The sequence below is a fragment of the Bradyrhizobium sp. 134 genome (assembly GCF_023074155.1).
GTDB lineage: Bacteria > Pseudomonadota > Alphaproteobacteria > Rhizobiales > Xanthobacteraceae > Bradyrhizobium.
Genome location: NZ_JADPKX010000006.1, coordinates 451076 through 468661, shown reverse-complemented (window position 1 = coordinate 468661; position 17586 = coordinate 451076). Strand labels below are relative to the sequence as shown.

The following is a 17586-nucleotide window of genomic DNA, read 5'->3' as shown; positions in this document are numbered from 1 at the left end:
CGTTCCTTACTTCTTCCGCTTGTGGCGGCTTAGGAGAATGAATTTGTTGGTCGACTTGTTAGAGCGGGTCTTCTTGCCCTTGGTCGGCTTGCCCCACGGAGTAACCGGGTGGCGGCCGCCCGAGGTACGACCTTCACCACCGCCGTGCGGATGGTCGATCGGGTTCATCGAGACGCCGCGGTTATGCGGCTTGCGGCCCAGCCAACGGTTGCGGCCGGCCTTGCCGATCGACGTGTTCATGTGATCCGGGTTCGACACCGCGCCAATCGTGGCGCGGCAACGGCCGTGCACCAGGCGCTGTTCACCCGAGTTCAGGCGGACGATCACGTAGTCCTGGTCGCGACCGACGAGCTGGGCGTAGGTGCCCGCGGAACGGGCGAGCTGGCCGCCCTTCCCGATCTTGACCTCGATGTTGTGGATGATCGTGCCGACCGGCATGTTGCCCAGCGGCATGACATTGCCCGGCTTCACGTCGACGTAGTTGCCGGCGACGACGGAATCACCGACGGCCAGGCGCTGCGGCGCCAGGATATAGGCCTGGGTGCCGTCTTCGTACTTGACCAGCGCGATGAACGCGGTGCGGTTCGGATCATATTCCAGCCGCTCGACCGTCGCGGGCGCATCGACCTTGTCGCGCTTGAAATCGACGGTACGCAACGTCCGCTTATGACCGCCGCCGCGGAAGCGCACCGTGATGCGACCGGTGTTGTTGCGGCCGCCAGAGGAGTGCTTGCCTTCGGTGAGCGCCTTGACCGGCTTGCCCTTGTAGAGGGCCGAACGATCGACCATGACCAGCTGGCGCTGGCCCGGCGTCGTGGGATTGAATGTCTTCAGTGCCATCGTCGTACGACCTTACAGACCGGTGGTCACGTCGATCCGGTGACCCTCTTCGAGAGTCACGATCGCGCGCTTGGAGTTCGACTGCGAGCCGAGGTTGCCGCGGAAGATCTTGGTCTTGCCCTTGCGGACCAGCGTGTTGACACTCTTGACCTTGACGTCGAACAGCTTCTCGATCGCTTCCTTGATCTGCGGCTTGGTCGCCTTCGCGGCCACCTTGAACAGCACCTTGTTGTGCTCCGAGGCGATCGTGGCCTTTTCGGTCACGACCGGCGACAGGATCACGTCGTAGTGGCGAGGCTCGATGTTCTTCGTCATTTGAAGCGCGCCTCCAGCGCATCGATGGCGGCCTTGGTCAGAACGAGTTTCCGACGGCGCAGGATGTCATAGACGTTGATGCCCTGGATCGGCAGCACGTCCATGTTCGGGATGTTGCGGGCTGCAGCGGCGAAGCCGTTGTTGAGCTCGGCGCCGTCGATGATCAGCGCGTTGGTCAAACCCAGACCGGAGAAATGACCGAGCAGCGCCTTGGTCTTGGCGGCTTCCAGCGCGGCTTTGTCGATCACGATGAGATCGCCGTCCTTGGCCTTGGCCGAGAGCGCATGCTTGAGCGCGAGCGCACGGACCTTCTTCGGCAGGTCGGTGGCGTGCGAACGCACCACCGGACCGAAGGCACGGCCACCGCCGCGGAACTGCGGCACGCGAGCCGAGCCGTGACGAGCACCACCGGTGCCCTTCTGCTTGTACATCTTCTTGCCGGTGCGCCAGATCTCGGCGCGGCCCTTGGCCTTGTGCGTGCCGGCCTGGCGCTTGTTGAGCTGCCACTGCACGCAACGTGCAATGATGTCCTGGCGCGGCTCGAGGCCGAAAATGGTGTCGGAAAGCTGGACCGAGCCGGCTTCCTTACCTTCGAGGGTGGTGACCTTCAATTCCATCTCACGCCTCCTGCGCAGCCGGAGCAGCGTCCGCTTCGCCAGCAACCTTGAACTTGCCGGGCTTCGGAGCTTCCTTAGGCAGCGGCTTCTTGACGGCGTCGCGCACGCGGATCCAGCCGCCCTTGGAACCGGGAACGGCGCCTTCGACGAGGATCAGGCCGCGCTCGACATCGAGCTGAACGACCCGAAGGTTGAGCGTGGTGATGCGATCGACGCCCATGTGACCGGGCATCTTCTTGTTCTTCCAGGTCTTGCCCGGGTCCTGACGGCCACCGGTCGAACCGATCGAACGGTGCGAGACCGAGACGCCGTGGGTGGCGCGCAGACCGCCGAAGTTCCAGCGCTTCATACCGCCGGCAAAACCCTTACCGACCGAAGTACCGGTGACGTCGACGAACTGACCGACGACAAAGTGGTCGGCCAGGATCTCGGCACCGACGGGGATCATCTGATCCGCGGAGACGCGGAATTCCTCGACCTGCCGCTTCGGCTCGACCTTGGCGACCGCGAACTGGCCGCGCTCCGCCTTGGGCATGTACACGGTCTTGCGGCTGCCAGAACCAAGCTGGAGCGCGACATAACCGTTTTTCTCTTCGGTGCGGTGGCCTACGACCTGGCAATTGCCGAGCTTCAGCACGGTCACGGGGATATGTTCGCCGGCCTCTGTAAAGACCCGCGTCATCCCGACCTTTTGTGCGATCACTCCGGAGCGCATCGGCGTGCTTCCTGTTCTTTCTGTCCGCTAGTGGCGAACGTGATCCAAAAATCTTAGAGCTTGATCTCGACGTCGACACCGGCGGCCAAGTCGAGCTTCATCAAAGCATCGACGGTCTGCGGGGTCGGATCGACGATGTCGAGCAGGCGCTTGTGAGTGCGCATCTCGAACTGCTCGCGGCTCTTCTTGTCGACGTGCGGCGAACGGTTGACGGTGAACTTCTCGATGCGGGTGGGCAGCGGAATGGGTCCGCGGACCTGCGCGCCGGTGCGCTTCGCCGTGTTCACGATCTCGCGGGTCGACGTATCGAGGATACGATGGTCGAACGCCTTGAGACGGATACGAATGTTTTGGCCGTTCATTGCCGTGGTCTTTCTTCAGTGGGGTGGCGAATAGCGAATAGCGAATGTCACATTCGCTATTCGCCGATCCCTATTCTCGTAATTACTCGATGATCGAGGCGACGACGCCGGCGCCGACGGTACGGCCACCTTCGCGGATCGCGAAGCGGAGCTTCTCTTCCATCGCGATCGGCACGATCAGGTGCACTTCCATCGCGATGTTGTCGCCCGGCATCACCATCTCGGTGCCTTCCGGCAGATGCACGACACCGGTCACGTCGGTGGTGCGGAAGTAGAACTGCGGACGGTAGTTGGTGAAGAACGGGGTGTGGCGGCCGCCCTCTTCCTTGGTGAGGATGTAAGCCTCAGCCTTGAACTTGGTGTGCGGCTTGACCGAACCCGGCTTGCACAGCACCTGGCCGCGCTCGACGTCCTCGCGCTTGGTACCACGAAGCAGCGCACCGATGTTATCGCCGGCCTGGCCCTGATCGAGCAGCTTGCGGAACATTTCGACGCCAGTGACCGTGGTCTTCTGCGTGGCGCGCAGACCGACGATCTCGATTTCCTCGCCGACCTTGACAATACCGCGCTCGACACGGCCGGTCACGACGGTGCCGCGGCCCGAGATCGAGAACACGTCTTCAACCGGCATCAGGAACGGAAGGTCGACCGGACGCTCCGGCTGCGGAATGTAGGCGTCGACCTGCTTCATCAGCTCGAGGATCGCGTCATGGCCGAGCGTCTTGTCGGAATCTTCGAGAGCGGCGAGCGCCGAGCCCTTGATGATCGGGATGGTGTCGCCCGGGAATTCGTACTTCGAGAGCAACTCGCGAACCTCGAGCTCGACGAGCTCGAGCAGTTCCGGATCGTCGACCATGTCGCACTTGTTGAGGAACACGACGAGCGCGGGAACGCCGACCTGGCGGGCGAGCAGGATGTGCTCGCGGGTCTGCGGCATCGGACCGTCAGCGGCCGACACGACCAGGATCGCACCGTCCATCTGGGCGGCGCCGGTGATCATGTTCTTCACGTAGTCGGCGTGGCCGGGGCAGTCGACGTGCGCGTAGTGGCGGTTCTTGGTCTCGTATTCGACGTGCGCCGTCGAGATCGTGATACCGCGCGCCTTCTCTTCCGGCGCCTTGTCGATCTGGTCGTACGCCGTGAACGTCGCGCCGCCGGCTTCGGCGAGGACCTTGGTGATCGCCGCGGTCAGCGACGTCTTGCCATGGTCGACGTGACCGATGGTGCCGATGTTGCAGTGCGGCTTGTTACGTTCAAACTTTGCTTTGGCCATTTGACTCTCCGTTCAATCGTCAGTTCGAGACCGACGACAATCAGGCAAACTTCTTCTGGACTTCTGCCGACACGTTGGCCGGCGCTTCTGCGTAGTGGTCGAACTGCATGGTAAAGGTCGCGCGACCCTGGCTCATCGAGCGCAGGTTATTCACGTAACCGAACATGTTCATGAGCGGCACCATCGCGTTGATGACGTTGGCGTTGCCGCGCATGTCCTGACCCTGGATCTGACCGCGCCGGGAATTCAGGTCGCCGATGACGGAGCCGGTGTAATCTTCCGGGGTCACCACTTCGACCTTCATGATCGGCTCGAGCAGGACGGACTTGCCCTTCTGCAAGGCTTCGCGGAATGCAGCACGCGATGCGATTTCGAAGGCGAGCGCCGACGAGTCGACGTCGTGATACTTGCCGTCGACGAGCTGAACCTTGACGTCGACCACGGGGAAGCCCGCGACGACACCAGAGCCCATCACGCTGTTGAGGCCCTTTTCGACGCCGGGGATGTATTCCTTGGGAACCGCACCGCCGACGATCTTGGACTCGAACTCGTAGCCCTTGCCGGGCTCGTTCGGCTCGACCACGATCGACACTTCCGCGAACTGACCGGTACCGCCGGTCTGCTTCTTGTGGGTGTACTTGACTTCGGCCCTCTTGGTGACGCGCTCACGGAACGCCACCTGCGGCGCGCCGATGTTGGCATCGACCTTGTAGGTGCGGCGGAGAATATCGACCTTGATGTCGAGATGGAGTTCGCCCATTCCCTTGAGGATGGTCTGGCCGGACTCTTGGTCGGTCGACACGCGGAAGGACGGATCCTCCGCAGCGAGCTTCGCCAGCGCCACGCCGAGCTTTTCCTGGTCGGCCTTGGACTTGGGTTCGATCGCGATCTCGATGACCGGCTCGGGGAATTCCATCTTTTCGAGGATCACCGCCTTGTCGGGATCGCACAACGTGTCACCGGTGCGCGCTTCCTTCAGGCCAGCCAATGCGACGATGTCGCCGGCATAGGCTTCCTTGATGTCTTCGCGGTTGTTCGCATGCATCAGCAACATGCGGCCGATGCGCTCCTTGCGGTCGCGCGTCGAATTGATGACGCCGGTGCCCGACAGCAGCGTGCCGGAATAGATGCGGCAGAAGGTGATGGTGCCGACGAATGGGTCGTCCATGATCTTGAAGGCCAACAGAGCCAGCGGCTCCTTGTCGTCCGGCAGGCGAACGACCTCATTACCGTCTTCGTCGACGCCCTTGATGGCGGGCACGTCAACCGGCGACGGCAGATAATCCACGACCGCGTCGAGCAAAGGCTGCACGCCCTTGTTCTTGAACGCCGAGCCGCACAATACCGGGAAGAACGCGCCAGTCAGCACGGCCTTGCGGATCAAGCGCTTCAACGTCGCCTCGTCGGGCTCCTTGCCGTCGAGGTAAGCGGCGAGAACTTCGTCGTCGAGCTCGACGGCGGCTTCCAACAGCTTCTCGCGATATTCCTTGGCTTTCTCGACCATGTCCTCGGGAATATCGATGTCGACGAACTTGGCGTCGAGCTTCTCTTCTTCCCAGACCACGCCCTTCATACGAACGAGATCGACCAGACCCTTGAAGTTGTTCTCGGAGCCGATCGGAAGCTGGATCGCGATCGGCTTCGCGCCGAGACGATCGACGATATCCTGCATGCACTTGTAGAAGTCGGCGCCGGTCTTATCCATCTTGTTGGCGAAGACGATGCGCGGAACTTTGTACTTGTCGCCCTGGCGCCAGACCGTCTCGGTCTGGGGCTCGACGCCCTGGTTCGAGTCGAGCACGCACACGGCGCCGTCGAGCACGCGCAAGCTGCGCTCGACTTCGATGGTGAAGTCGACGTGGCCGGGAGTGTCGATGATGTTGAGACGCTTGCCTTCCCAGAACGCGGTGGTCGCGGCCGACGTAATCGTAATGCCGCGCTCCTGCTCCTGCTCCATCCAGTCCATCGTCGCGGCACCTTCGTGCACTTCGCCGATCTTGTGGCTCTTGCCGGTGTAATAGAGGATGCGCTCGGTGGTCGTGGTCTTGCCGGCATCGATATGCGCCATGATACCGAAGTTACGGTAGTTCTCTATGGCATGAACGCGGGGCATGGAGTGTTCCTTAGATTCCGTGTGTCGCCGTTACCAGCGATAGTGCGAGAAGGCGCGGTTGGCTTCCGCCATCCGGTGCACGTCTTCGCGCTTCTTGACGGCGTTACCCCGGTTGTTCGACGCGTCCAGGAGCTCCGCAGAGAGCCGCTCGGTCATCGTCTTCTCGTTGCGATCGCGCGCAGCCGAGATCAGCCAGCGAATGCCCAGCGCCTGACGGCGCACCGAGCGAACTTCGACCGGAACCTGATAGGTCGCGCCACCGACGCGGCGGGAGCGCACTTCGATCGTCGGCATGACGTTCTCGAGTGCCTGCTCGAACACGCCGAGCGGGTTCTGCTTGGTCTTGCTTTCGATGAGGCCGAACGCGCCGTAGACGATGCCTTCGGCGACAGACTTCTTTCCGGCGTACATCACCGAATTCATGAACTTCGTGACGATGATGTTCCCGAACTTCGGATCGGGAAGGACTTCGCGCTTTTCGGCAGAATGGCGACGAGACATGGACCTGGTTCCCGCTTACTTCGGACGCTTGGCGCCGTACTTCGAACGGCGCTGCTTACGGTTCTTGACGCCCTGGGTATCCAGAACGCCGCGGAGGATGTGGTAGCGCACGCCGGGCAAGTCCTTGACGCGACCGCCGCGGATCATGACCACCGAGTGCTCCTGGAGGTTATGGCCCTCACCGGGGATGTAGCCGATCACCTCGAAGCCGTTGGTCAGGCGCACCTTGGCAACCTTACGAAGCGCCGAGTTCGGCTTCTTCGGGGTCGTGGTGTAAACGCGCGTGCAAACACCGCGCTTCTGCGGCGACTGCTGCAGTGCCGGCACCTTCTTGCGCGACTTCTGCACTTCCCGCGGTTGAGCGATCAGCTGGTTGATCGTCGGCATCCTGGCATTACCCTTTGTGTTCTGCCGCGGCCCGTCACCGGGTCCGCAAATTCTTTCGAGCTACCCGCCCGACGAGGCCGTCTTGCGCGGAACAATCCGCACAAAGCGAAATCGCGCCAACCACCCATCAACGGGCGGAAAGCGCTTCGACGCCACAGAGGACCGCAGTAGTTGAACCGGTCAGCTTGAAGCTGCGGCCCGCGCACCGAGGTCATGCATCCGAATTCGATCTCGAGAGAACATGCTCAAGAGAACTAAAATCGCACTGGCATTGCCTAGCTATGATCGACAGCGTTTGAGCGGCATTCGTCGAGGTTGGTGCCTGTCTTGGCGATCCCAGGGGATCAAACAGGTGGCCCGTTCCGACGTTGGCGATGCTCACCGCCTGTCGTTAAGTGAGGGGGTTCTATAAGTGGGAGTCGGTCAAGTCAAGGCGAAACGTCAATCAGAAGCGCTTCCCGCGCCTGCTGAAATCGCTTCACGGGCCGCTCGCTGCACCTTCGCGAGATGGAAACGAAGAGCGCGTTCCGCCACCTCCAAACCAATTTATACCCGGGCTAAATATACTTTTGTAACCTTTGGCTAAGGCTTTCTTTCCGGTTGGAGCGCCAATGTGCCGCCTTGGCAGAGATTAGCACCATGCGGTACACCGACATTGCCATTATCGGCGGGGGATTGTCCGGCTCAACCGCCGCCGCGATGCTCGGCCGTAGCGGCATTTCGACCATTCTGATCGATCCGCATGAGAGCTATTCGGCGGACTTTCGGGTCGAAAAACTGAGCGGTCACGTGCAGGTCGGGCGATTCCTGCAGACGGGAATCGCCGAATCGGTGCTGCGCCGCGCGACCTATGTGGGTGAGAACTGGATCGCCCGCTTCGGCCGCCTTCTCGACAAGGCGCCAAGCCGCCAGTTCAACATCCTCTACGATGCCCTCGTCAACGCGGTCCGCGACGAAATTCCTGCCGGCGTCGAGCGCATCTGCGCCAAGGCCATCTTGGTCGAGACAAGCGCGGAGCGGCAGAGGGTCACTCTCTCCAACGACGAGATGATCTCCGCCCGGTTGGTCGTGCTCGCCAACGGCCTCAATGTCGGGCTGCGCCACCAGCTGGGAATCGCCCGAAAGATCGTCAGTGCCTGCCATTCGATTTCGATCGGGTTCGACGTGGTGCCCGCGGGACGGGACTCCTTCGACTTCCCGGCGTTGACCTATTTCTCGGAACGGCCGAGCGACCGCATCCCCTACCTCACGCTTTTTCCGATCGGGACGCGGATGCGCGCCAATCTGTTCGTCTACCGCAGCTTCGACGATCCCTGGCTGCTTGAGCTGCGCCGCGCGCCCGCCGAGACGTTGAACGCCGCGCTGCCACGGCTCAAGCGCATCACTGGACCGTTCGACATTCCCGGTGAGCTGAAAATCCGCCCGGTCGATCTCTATGTGAACGATGCCAGCGGTCTACCCGGCCTCGTGCTGGTGGGCGATGCCTTCTCGACCTCCTGCCCTGCCGCCGGCACCGGCTGCGACAAGGTCTTCACCGACGTCGAGCGGCTCTGCAACCTCTACATCCCGCGATGGCTGGCCTCCGACGGGATGGATACAAGCAAGATCGCCACCTTCTACGCAGATCCGGTCAAGCGGGCCTGCGACGATTGGTCGGCGGCGAAGGCGTTCGACTTCCGCTCAGTCTCCATTGCGACGAGCCCCTATTGGACGGCGCAGCGCTGGGCACGCTTCATTGCCTGGTCGGTTCAGGGGCTATTGCGGCCGCTTGGAGGAGCCTTCGATCTGGAGCCGAACTTCCTCGGTCACTCCTCCTCATCGTCCTCGTCGAGATCGTCTTCATCCTCGTCGTCATCGTCGCTGTCCTCGTCGACGTGAGCCGGCGCGCCATGAGGTTGGTGGATCTGGTCGTTCCACAGCTTGCGATAGGTGCCGTTCTTGGCGAGCAGTTCCGCATGAGAGCCGCGCTCGATCGCCCTGCCTCCTGAAATCACGATGATCTCGTCCATCTCGACCACCGAGGTCAGGCGGTGGGTCGACCAGATCATGGTGCGGCCCTTGGCAACCTTCAGCAGCGTGCGGTTGATCGCAGCTTCCGTGGTCTGGTCGAGCGCCGACGTGGCTTCGTCCAGCAGCAGCACGGAAGGATTACGGATGACCGCGCGCGCGATCGCGATGCGCTGGCGCTGGCCGCCCGACAAGGTATCGCCGCGCTCGCCCACCGGCGTATCGTATCGCTGCGGCAGGCTCATGATGTAGCGGTGGATCTCGGCCTTCTTGGCCGCCTCCTCCACTTCCTCGTCGGTCGCGCCCTCCTTGCCGAGCCGGATGTTCTCTCGGATCGACATGTTGAACAGCATGTTCTCCTGGAACACCACCGCCATGCTCCGGCGCAGCGAATCCAGCGTCACCTTGCGGACGTCGACGCCGTCGATGGTGACGCGCCCCTCGTCAGGCACATAGAGCCGCAGGATCAGATTCAGCAGCGTGCTCTTGCCGGAGCCCGAGGGACCGACAATGGCAATGCGCTTGCCGACACTGAGCTTGAGACTGAGATTGTCCAGCACCGGCGTCTGGCTGCCTTCGTACTGGAAGGTCACGTGGTCGAATGTGATGTCGTTGGTGATGCGCGGCAGATCGGGCGCGCCGGCACGATCGGCGCTGCGCGTGGGCTCGTCGAGCAGCTCCTGCATGTGACGAATCGCGGCTGCCGAGGAGATCGACACGGGGATGAAATGCATCACATGGGCGATGTTGTAGGACACCTCCCAGAACGCGCTTTCGAAGGTGACGAAGGTGCCGATGGTGATCTGCCCTTTGGTCGCCAGATATGCGCCTATCGCGAGCACGACGAGATGCAGGAGCAGCACCGAAATGGTGACCGTCCGCTCCACCATGGTCGACAGGAACGCCGCCGAGGCCATCTTGTTTCGCGTCTCGTCGTTGCGGAATTTGAAGAACCCGAACATCCGGCGTTGCAGGCTGAACGCCTTGATCACGGCCTGCGCCGCCACGTTCTCCTGCACCATGCCGAGCAGCGCGGACTCATTGAGCTTCTGCTCGTAATTCGCCTGAACAGCCTTCGGTGTGAGCATGCGGGGACCGATCAGCGTGATCGGGAACACCAGCAGCGCAACCGCCGCGAGCTGCCAGTTCAGGAACACCATCAGGATGATGCCCGCGATCAACTCCAGGAACGGCAACGCCGCACTGTTGGCGAAGGTCTTGACCGAGCCCTCGAAGGCCGCGAGGTCGACCGAGAAGCGCGACAGGATCTCGCCGCGCTTGGTGCGACCGAAATAGGCCGCCGGCAGGTCCTGGACGTGCTCGAACAGCCGTTTGCGGACGTCGGAGATGATGCACGCCGCGAGCCTCGCATCCCAGCGCTCGTACCAGACCGCGACGATCGAGGTGAAGATGCCCGCGACCGCGAGCACGCCGAGGATCTTGTACAGCGCCTGGAAATCCTCCTCGCCGAGCGCGTCGTCGATCAGGTACTTCAGGCTGAGCGGCATGATGACGTTGAAGAGCGTCTCGACGAAGACGCCGAACGCCACGAACGACAGCATCTGCTTGTAGTTGACCAGGAACGGCTTGACGAAGCCCAGGATGGTCGCGAGCGCGCCGGCGGCCTCGCGCGCGGTAAAGACGACGAGGTCCTCGTCCTCATCATCGTCATCGAGCTCCAGTCCGTCATCCTCCTCGTCTTCATCGTCCTCGTCGTCTTCGAGGTCCGGCTTGGCGGTAGGGACGAGCTTCTCGTCGAGCTCGGCCGCCTCTTCCGCGGCGAGCTTCTGTTTGTCGGGCGGGAGGGGCTTGGACGCCATGAAACCAACCGATGCTGACGGCCGGCATGACCGCGGAAAGCAGGAAATAGCGGAAACCGCTCTTGCATCGATTCTATGCGATCAGGATGAATTCGGCAAAACAATTGGCGAAGGCGCCCGTTTCAGGCGGCTAGTCGTCTTCCTCGTCCTCGACCTTGTCGAAAAAGGAATAGCGCAGGGAATCGGCGTCGGCGTACCACCGGCCCGGCCCCTTGTTGGCGGCGAGCGTCGTCTCCCAGAGCGCGTCCGTGCAGTCCTTGCGGTGCATCGACAGCTCGAAGCCGTTGCCGAAGAACAGTTCGGACCATTCCCACCAGGTGCCGAGCTTCTTGACCCCACGCAGGAGGTCGTAGCGGTCGATCAGTGCCGGCGCCATGTCCGAGGTGACCGAGCCGAACACGAGCCCCGTCTTGACCACACGGTTCAGCTCCCTGATCGCACGGACCACCTGTCTTGGGGAAACGTGGCAGAGGCTGGTCTCGAACACGAAGTCGAACGCACCGTCCTTGAATGGCATGTCGGTGATCGAACCGAGCTTGTTGTACTTCTTCAGCGCCTTCGGCGTTCTGGCGTGAATGGTGCGGTTGTTCTCGATGCCCCAGGCATCGATGCCGCGATCGCGCAGCGCGCCGACAAGCTCGCCGCTGGCCGAGCCCGCGATCAAGAGCTTAGTGCCTTTGGCCTTGCCCCAGACAATGCCGATCAGTTTTGTGAGATAGTCGGGATCGGTGAAGTGTTGCCAGGCTTCGCTGTAAGGACCCTGGCCGCGATAATTGTTGAAATAATCGCGATCGATCTTGTCCGAGAGCGGCTTGTCGTCCTGCGAACGCTCGCGGCGCAGCCGCATCATCTCGGTCAAGATGATGTCGGTCGCTGCGTCCGAGGAATCGAGCAGGCCGTTCAGCGTCGAGTCGAACAGATAGTCGCCGACCACCACGATTCCGGGATGTTCCTTCGGCTCCGGCCGGTGATTGGTCATGACATCGCGCACGGGCAAGCCGCCCGGAATCGCGTTCACCGACGACAGCCAGCGGTGGATCTTGCCTTCCATGAAATGGGCGCGCGCATCGCCGAGCGATGCCGGCAGCGATTTCAGCGCGGCATCGATCAGCTCCTGGTCGGAGAGATTCGCAAAGGCCAGCGCGTCGGAGCCCGGAATCAGCCAGTTCAGTACGCCGTGCTTGCCCACATCATGGCGCGCGCCCTCGTTGTAGACGCAGCAACCGCCAAAGGCTTCCGACATGAACCAGGCGCCGGCGATCTTGTCGCCCCAGAACGGCGTGTCGAACAGGATCGAGACGCGCAAATAGTGCGCGGGACGGTCGAAGTACGAGACGTGCTTGACCATCGACTTGCGGAGCTGTTCGCCCTCCCAGCCGACGGTCCCGAGCCAGGAATGCGGCAAGCAGACCAGCACAAGGTCGAAGTCGCGCGTCTCCGGCCCCTTACCGTTCATCATCTTGAGCTGATAGCGGCCGGTCGGCGCCTTGCCGACGGTGAGGACGCGGTGATTGAGCTGGATGTCAGCATTGACCTCGGACTGGAGGCACTCGATGAGCTGCTCGTTGCCGTTCTGGATGGAATAGAGGCCGATATAGCCGTCGACATCCATCAGGTAGTTCTTGAGCGCGTTGAGCCCGTTGGTGTTGTGGCTCTCGGTCGCGAGGTCCGAGCGCGCCATCACCTTGAAGAATCGCTTTGCGGTCTCGTCCTCGACCTCCTCGTCGAGCACCTGTTCGGCGGTCTTGTAGGCCCAGGGATTCTCGTTGTCGTGAGCGCCGACACCCTCGTAATACTCGATCGGCGTCATCGCCTCGGCGCAGCGCTTACGGAACGCCTCGATCGCGGCCGCGGTCTTGGCGCCGTATTTACGGCGCATGCCAGCGACGTCGTTGAGGAGCTCGCCGCCGAACTGCACCTGCTCGGCATCCATCGGAATGGTCTGCAGGCCGAAATGCTGGATCAACTCGCGCAACGGATCCGGCCCGGTCATCGAGTAGTCGTAGATCTCGGCAACGCCGGCCTCGTACATCGCGGGCGCGGAATCGAATTTGCGCGTGACGATCTTGCCGCCGAGCCGGTCGGATGCCTCGTAGATGGTGACGCGGCAGAGATCGCCGAGCTTGCGCTTCAAATACCAAGCGCTCATCAGCCCGCCGGGGCCGCCGCCTACGATTGCGAGATCAAGCATGAGAATTCCGTGGTCTCCGGCCCGCCCCCTTCACGGGACCACCGGTCTAAGCTCTCCTAGCAGAAGCGCTTTTGCGCCTGAAGGAAAGATGAACAAAGGTTGATCCTGCACCGCAACAGGGAAACAAAGCAGCAAAAAGGCCGGCTTTCGCCGGCCTTTTCAGTGTCCTCGGTATTCCTACGGATGAACGATCATTCCGCAGGTGGCAGCGCCATCGGCTCCACTTCCGGCGCCGGCGGCACGACCGCCGCCTGCTTCTCGCGCTCGTCGAGGATCATCTTGTCGCGCTTCACGGCGACTTCGCGGATCTTCGCCATGGAGGCGCCGGTGCCTGCCGGAATCAGCCGGCCGACGATGACGTTCTCCTTGAGGCCTTCGAGCGGATCGACCTTGCCGTTGACCGCCGCTTCCGTAAGGACGCGGGTGGTCTCCTGGAACGAGGCCGCCGAGAAGAAGGAGCGGGTCTGAAGGCTCGCCTTGGTGATGCCGAGCAGAACCGGCGTCCCCGTGGCGATTTTCTTGCCCTCTTCCTTGGCCTTCGCGTTGATCTGGTCGAACTCGATCTTGTCGATCTGCTCGCCCGAGATCATGTCCGTGTCGCCCTGGTCGGTGACTTCCACCTTCTGGAGCATCTGACGAACGATCACCTCGATATGCTTGTCGTTGATGAGCACGCCCTGGAGCCGGTAGACCTCCTGGATCTCGTTGACCAGATAGGCTGCGAGTTCCTCGATGCCCTTGACCGCCAGAATGTCGTGCGGCGCCGGGTTGCCTTCTACGATGAAGTCGCCCTTTTCGACGATGTCGCCGTCCTGAAGGTGGATGTGCTTGCCCTTCGGGATCAGGTACTCACGCGGCTCGTCGGTCTTGTCCATCGGCTCGATCGAGATGCGACGCTTGTTCTTGTAGTCGCGCCCAAACCGGATGGTGCCCGCGATTTCGGCGATGATCGCCGCATCCTTCGGACGCCGAGCCTCGAACAGTTCCGCGACCCGCGGCAGACCGCCGGTGATGTCGCGCGTCTTGGCGCTTTCGGTCGAGACACGGGCGAGAATGTCGCCCGCCTGGACCTTGGCGCCGACATCGACCGACAGAATGGCATCGACCGACAGCATGTAGCGGGCATCGCCGCCACGGGCGAGCTTGAGCACCTTGCCGTCCTTGCCCTTGATCACGATGGCGGGACGCAGGTCCCCGCCGCCGCGCATCGAGCGCCAGTCGATGACCACGCGCTTGGCAATACCGGTGGCCTCGTCCAGTGTTTCCGAGATCGACTGTCCCTCGACCAGATCCTCGAAGCCGATGGTGCCTTCGACCTCGGTGAGAAGCGGACGGGAGTAGGGATCCCACTCTACGATGCGCTGGCCGCGCTTGACCGTATCGCCTTCGTCGACGTGCAGGCGCGAACCGTACTGAATACGGTGCGTCGCACGCTCGGTGCCGTCGGCATCGACGATCGCGATCACCATGTTGCGAACCATCGCGACCAGGTGGCCGTCGCTGTTGCGAGCGATGGCCTTGTTCCGGATCACGATCTTGCCGTCGAAGTTGGATTCGACGAAAGATTGCTCGTTCAGCTGCGCCGCACCGCCGATGTGGAAGGTGCGCATGGTGAGCTGGGTGCCAGGCTCGCCGATCGACTGCGCCGCGATGACGCCGACCGCTTCGCCGTGGTTGACCGGCGTGCCGCGAGCGAGATCGCGGCCGTAGCACTTGCCGCAGATGCCGTTGACGAGCTCGCAGGTCAGCGCTGAGCGGATCTTCACCTCCTGGACGCCGCCCTGATGGATGGCATCCAGATGGCTCTCTTCCATCAGCGTACCGCGCTTGAAGATCACCTTGCCCGTGCTGTCACGCACGTCTTCGCAGGCCGTGCGTCCGAGGATGCGCGAGCCGAGCGAAGCGACCACGGTGCCGGCATCGACGATGGCGCGCATCTTGATGCCGAGCTTGGTGCCGCAATCGTCCTGCGTGATGATGCAATCCTGCGCGACGTCGACGAGACGACGGGTCAGGTAGCCGGAGTTCGCGGTCTTCAACGCGGTGTCCGCGAGGCCCTTGCGGGCGCCGTGGGTCGAGTTGAAGTACTCGAGCACAGAGAGGCCTTCCTTGAAGTTCGAGATGATCGGCGTCTCGATGATCTCGCCAGACGGCTTGGCCATCAGGCCGCGCATGCCGGCGAGCTGGCGCATCTGGGCCGGCGAACCGCGGGCACCGGAGTGAGCCATCATGTAGATCGAGTTGATGTCGGCATCCGCCCCGCTCGCCGTCTTCTTGGTCGAGGAGATCTCCTTCATCATCGCCTTGGCGATTTCTTCCGTGGCCTTCGACCAGGCGTCGACAACCTTGTTGTACTTCTCGCCATGGGTGATCAGACCGTCGTTGTACTGCTGCTCGAAATCCTTCGCCAGCGTACGGGTGGCGTCGACGATCTTCCACTTGGAGTGCGGCACGACCATGTCGTCCTTGCCGAACGAGATGCCGGCCTTGAACGCGTTGTAGAAGCCGAGCGCCATGATGCGGTCGCAGAAGATCACCGTCTCCTTCTGACCGCAGTGGCGGTAGACCTGGTCGATGACGCCGGAGATCTCGCGCTTGGTCATCAGCTTGTTGATGATCTCGTAGGGAACACGCGGGTTCTTCGGCAGCAAATTGCCCAGCATGACGCGGCCAGCGGTGGTCTCGATCCAGCGCTTGGAGATCTTGCCGGTATCGTCGATGCCTTCCCACCGGTACTTGATCTTGGTGTGGAGGTGGATGACCTTCGCGTGCAGCGCGTGCTCGAGCTCCGCCATCTCGCCGAAGATCTTGCCCTCGCCGGGCAGGCCTTCGCGCATGATGGAGACGTAGTAGAGACCGAGCACGATGTCCTGCGACGGCACGATGATCGGCTGGCCGTTCGCCGGATGCAGGATGTTGTTGGTCGACATCATCAGGACGCGCGCTTCCAGCTGCGCTTCCAGCGACAGCGGGACGTGCACGGCCATCTGGTCGCCGTCGAAGTCGGCGTTGAACGCGGCGCAGACCAGCGGGTGGAGCTGGATCGCCTTGCCCTCGATCAGCACGGGCTCGAACGCCTGGATGCCGAGGCGATGCAGCGTCGGTGCGCGGTTGAGCAGCACGGGATGCTCGCGGATGACCTCGTCCAGGATGTCCCAGACCTCGGGCCGCTCCTTCTCGACCAGCTTCTTCGCCTGCTTCACGGTGGTGGACAGGCCCTTGGCGTCAAGCCGCGAGTAGATGAACGGCTTGAACAGCTCGAGCGCCATCTTCTTCGGCAGGCCGCACTGATGCAGGCGCAGCTCGGGACCGACCACGATCACCGAACGGCCCGAATAGTCGACGCGCTTGCCGAGCAGGTTCTGACGGAACCGGCCCTGCTTGCCCTTGAGCATGTCGGCGAGCGACTTCAGCGGACGCTTGTTGGCACCGGTGATGACGCGGCCACGGCGGCCGTTGTCGAACAGCGCGTCGACCGCCTCCTGAAGCATGCGCTTCTCGTTGCGGATGATGATGTCCGGCGCGCGCAGCTCCATCAGCCGCTTCAAGCGGTTGTTGCGGTTGATGACGCGGCGGTAGAGGTCGTTGAGGTCCGAGGTCGCGAAGCGGCCGCCGTCCAGCGGCACCAGCGGACGCAGGTCCGGCGGAATCACCGGGACCACGGTCATGATCATCCATTCCGGCTTGTTGCCGGAGTGGCGGAACGCTTCCACGATCTTCAGGCGCTTGGCGAGCTTCTTGTGCTTGATGTCGGAGTCGGTCTCCTGCATCTCCGCGCGCAAGGTCAGCTCGAGCTTCTCGAGATCCATGCCCTTGAGCAGCTCGCGGATCGCTTCCGCGCCGATCATGGCGGTGAAGGAATCCTGGCCGTATTCGTCCTGCGCCTTCAGATACTCGTCTTCCGACAAGAGCTGACGGTCCTTCAGCGCGGTGAGGCCCGGCTCGAGCACGACGTAATATTCGAAGTAGAGGATCCGCTCGAGATCCTTCAGCGTCATGTCGAGCAGGAGGCCGATGCGCGAGGGCAGCGACTTCAGGAACCAGATGTGGGCGACGGGGGCCGCGAGCTCGATATGGCCCATGCGCTCGCGCCGAACGCGCGACAGCGTGACCTCGACCGAGCACTTCTCGCAGATGATGCCCTTGTACTTCATGCGCTTGTACTTGCCGCACAAGCACTCGTAATCCTTGATCGGCCCGAAGATGCGGGCGCAGAACAGGCCATCGCGCTCGGGCTTGAAGGTACGGTAGTTGATGGTTTCCGGCTTCTTGATCTCGCCGTACGACCAGGACAGAATCTTCTCGGGGCTCGCGATCGAGATCCGGATCTGGTCGAAGACCTGAGCCGGCGTCGTCGGATTGAAGAGATTCATAATTTCTTGGTTCATCGTCTTCTCCTCGCGTGCCGGTCGCCTCCGGCAGCAAATTCGAAAATCACTATGCGG

The 17586-nt window shown here is 62.3% G+C and carries 13 protein-coding genes; 1 reads left to right on the top strand and 12 read right to left on the bottom strand.

What is annotated here, in order from left to right; genetic code table 11:
* Positions 1–6: 6 nt before the first annotated feature.
* The 9 genes from rplB to rpsL all read right to left on the bottom strand — a co-directional run bounded on the left by rplB (position 7) and on the right by rpsL (position 7123).
* Complete coding sequence (gene rplB / locus IVA75_RS03115; RefSeq protein WP_007603020.1) at positions 7–840, bottom strand: 50S ribosomal protein L2; 834 nt, start codon at positions 838–840, stop codon at positions 7–9.
* 12 nt (positions 841–852) lie between these two features.
* Entirely contained in the window at positions 853–1155 is a 303-nt protein-coding gene (locus tag IVA75_RS03110; protein ID WP_007603019.1) for a 50S ribosomal protein L23, read from the bottom strand.
* Complete coding sequence (gene rplD / locus IVA75_RS03105; RefSeq protein ID WP_007603018.1) at positions 1152–1772, bottom strand: 50S ribosomal protein L4; 621 nt, start codon at positions 1770–1772, stop codon at positions 1152–1154. The genes IVA75_RS03110 and rplD overlap by 4 nt, the downstream gene beginning before the upstream one ends.
* Before the next feature lies 1 nt (position 1773).
* Positions 1774–2487 (bottom strand): 50S ribosomal protein L3, encoded by a 714-nt coding sequence (gene rplC, locus IVA75_RS03100; protein WP_007603016.1) that lies wholly within the window; start codon positions 2485–2487, stop codon positions 1774–1776.
* A 53-nt stretch (positions 2488–2540) separates the two neighbouring features.
* Positions 2541–2849 (bottom strand): 30S ribosomal protein S10, encoded by a 309-nt coding sequence (rpsJ, locus tag IVA75_RS03095; protein ID WP_002712302.1) that lies wholly within the window; start codon positions 2847–2849, stop codon positions 2541–2543.
* 82 nt (positions 2850–2931) lie between these two features.
* Positions 2932–4122, bottom strand: a complete 1191-nt coding sequence (gene tuf, locus IVA75_RS03090; protein WP_018456453.1) for an elongation factor Tu — start codon at positions 4120–4122, stop codon at positions 2932–2934.
* Positions 4123–4162: 40 nt separating this feature from the next.
* A complete protein-coding gene (gene fusA / locus IVA75_RS03085) occupies positions 4163–6235 on the bottom strand; it encodes an elongation factor G (RefSeq protein ID WP_027518591.1) in 2073 nt (690 codons plus the stop codon).
* Positions 6236–6265: 30 nt separating this feature from the next.
* Entirely contained in the window at positions 6266–6736 is a 471-nt protein-coding gene (rpsG, locus tag IVA75_RS03080) for a 30S ribosomal protein S7 (protein WP_007603009.1), read from the bottom strand.
* 15 nt (positions 6737–6751) lie between these two features.
* Entirely contained in the window at positions 6752–7123 is a 372-nt protein-coding gene (gene rpsL, locus IVA75_RS03075; RefSeq protein WP_007603006.1) for a 30S ribosomal protein S12, read from the bottom strand.
* A 639-nt stretch (positions 7124–7762) separates the two neighbouring features.
* On the opposite strand from rpsL, the gene IVA75_RS03070 reads away from it, so the two are divergent.
* Positions 7763–9001 (top strand): NAD(P)/FAD-dependent oxidoreductase, encoded by a 1239-nt coding sequence (locus tag IVA75_RS03070; protein WP_247287032.1) that lies wholly within the window; start codon positions 7763–7765, stop codon positions 8999–9001.
* On the opposite strand, the gene IVA75_RS03065 is transcribed toward IVA75_RS03070, so the two are convergent.
* The 3 genes from IVA75_RS03065 to rpoC all read right to left on the bottom strand — a co-directional run bounded on the left by IVA75_RS03065 (position 8929) and on the right by rpoC (position 17529).
* Positions 8929–10950, bottom strand: a complete 2022-nt coding sequence (locus tag IVA75_RS03065) for an ABC transporter ATP-binding protein (RefSeq protein ID WP_247287033.1) — start codon at positions 10948–10950, stop codon at positions 8929–8931. The two genes, IVA75_RS03070 and IVA75_RS03065, sit on opposite strands and share 73 nt — an antisense overlap.
* Before the next feature lie 130 nt (positions 10951–11080).
* Positions 11081–13141, bottom strand: coding sequence for an FAD-dependent oxidoreductase (locus IVA75_RS03060; RefSeq protein WP_247287035.1), 2061 nt, complete (start codon positions 13139–13141; stop codon positions 11081–11083).
* A gap of 191 nt (positions 13142–13332) precedes the next feature.
* A complete protein-coding gene (rpoC, locus tag IVA75_RS03055) occupies positions 13333–17529 on the bottom strand; it encodes a DNA-directed RNA polymerase subunit beta' (protein WP_027567494.1) in 4197 nt (1398 codons plus the stop codon).
* Positions 17530–17586: the final 57 nt, after the last annotated feature.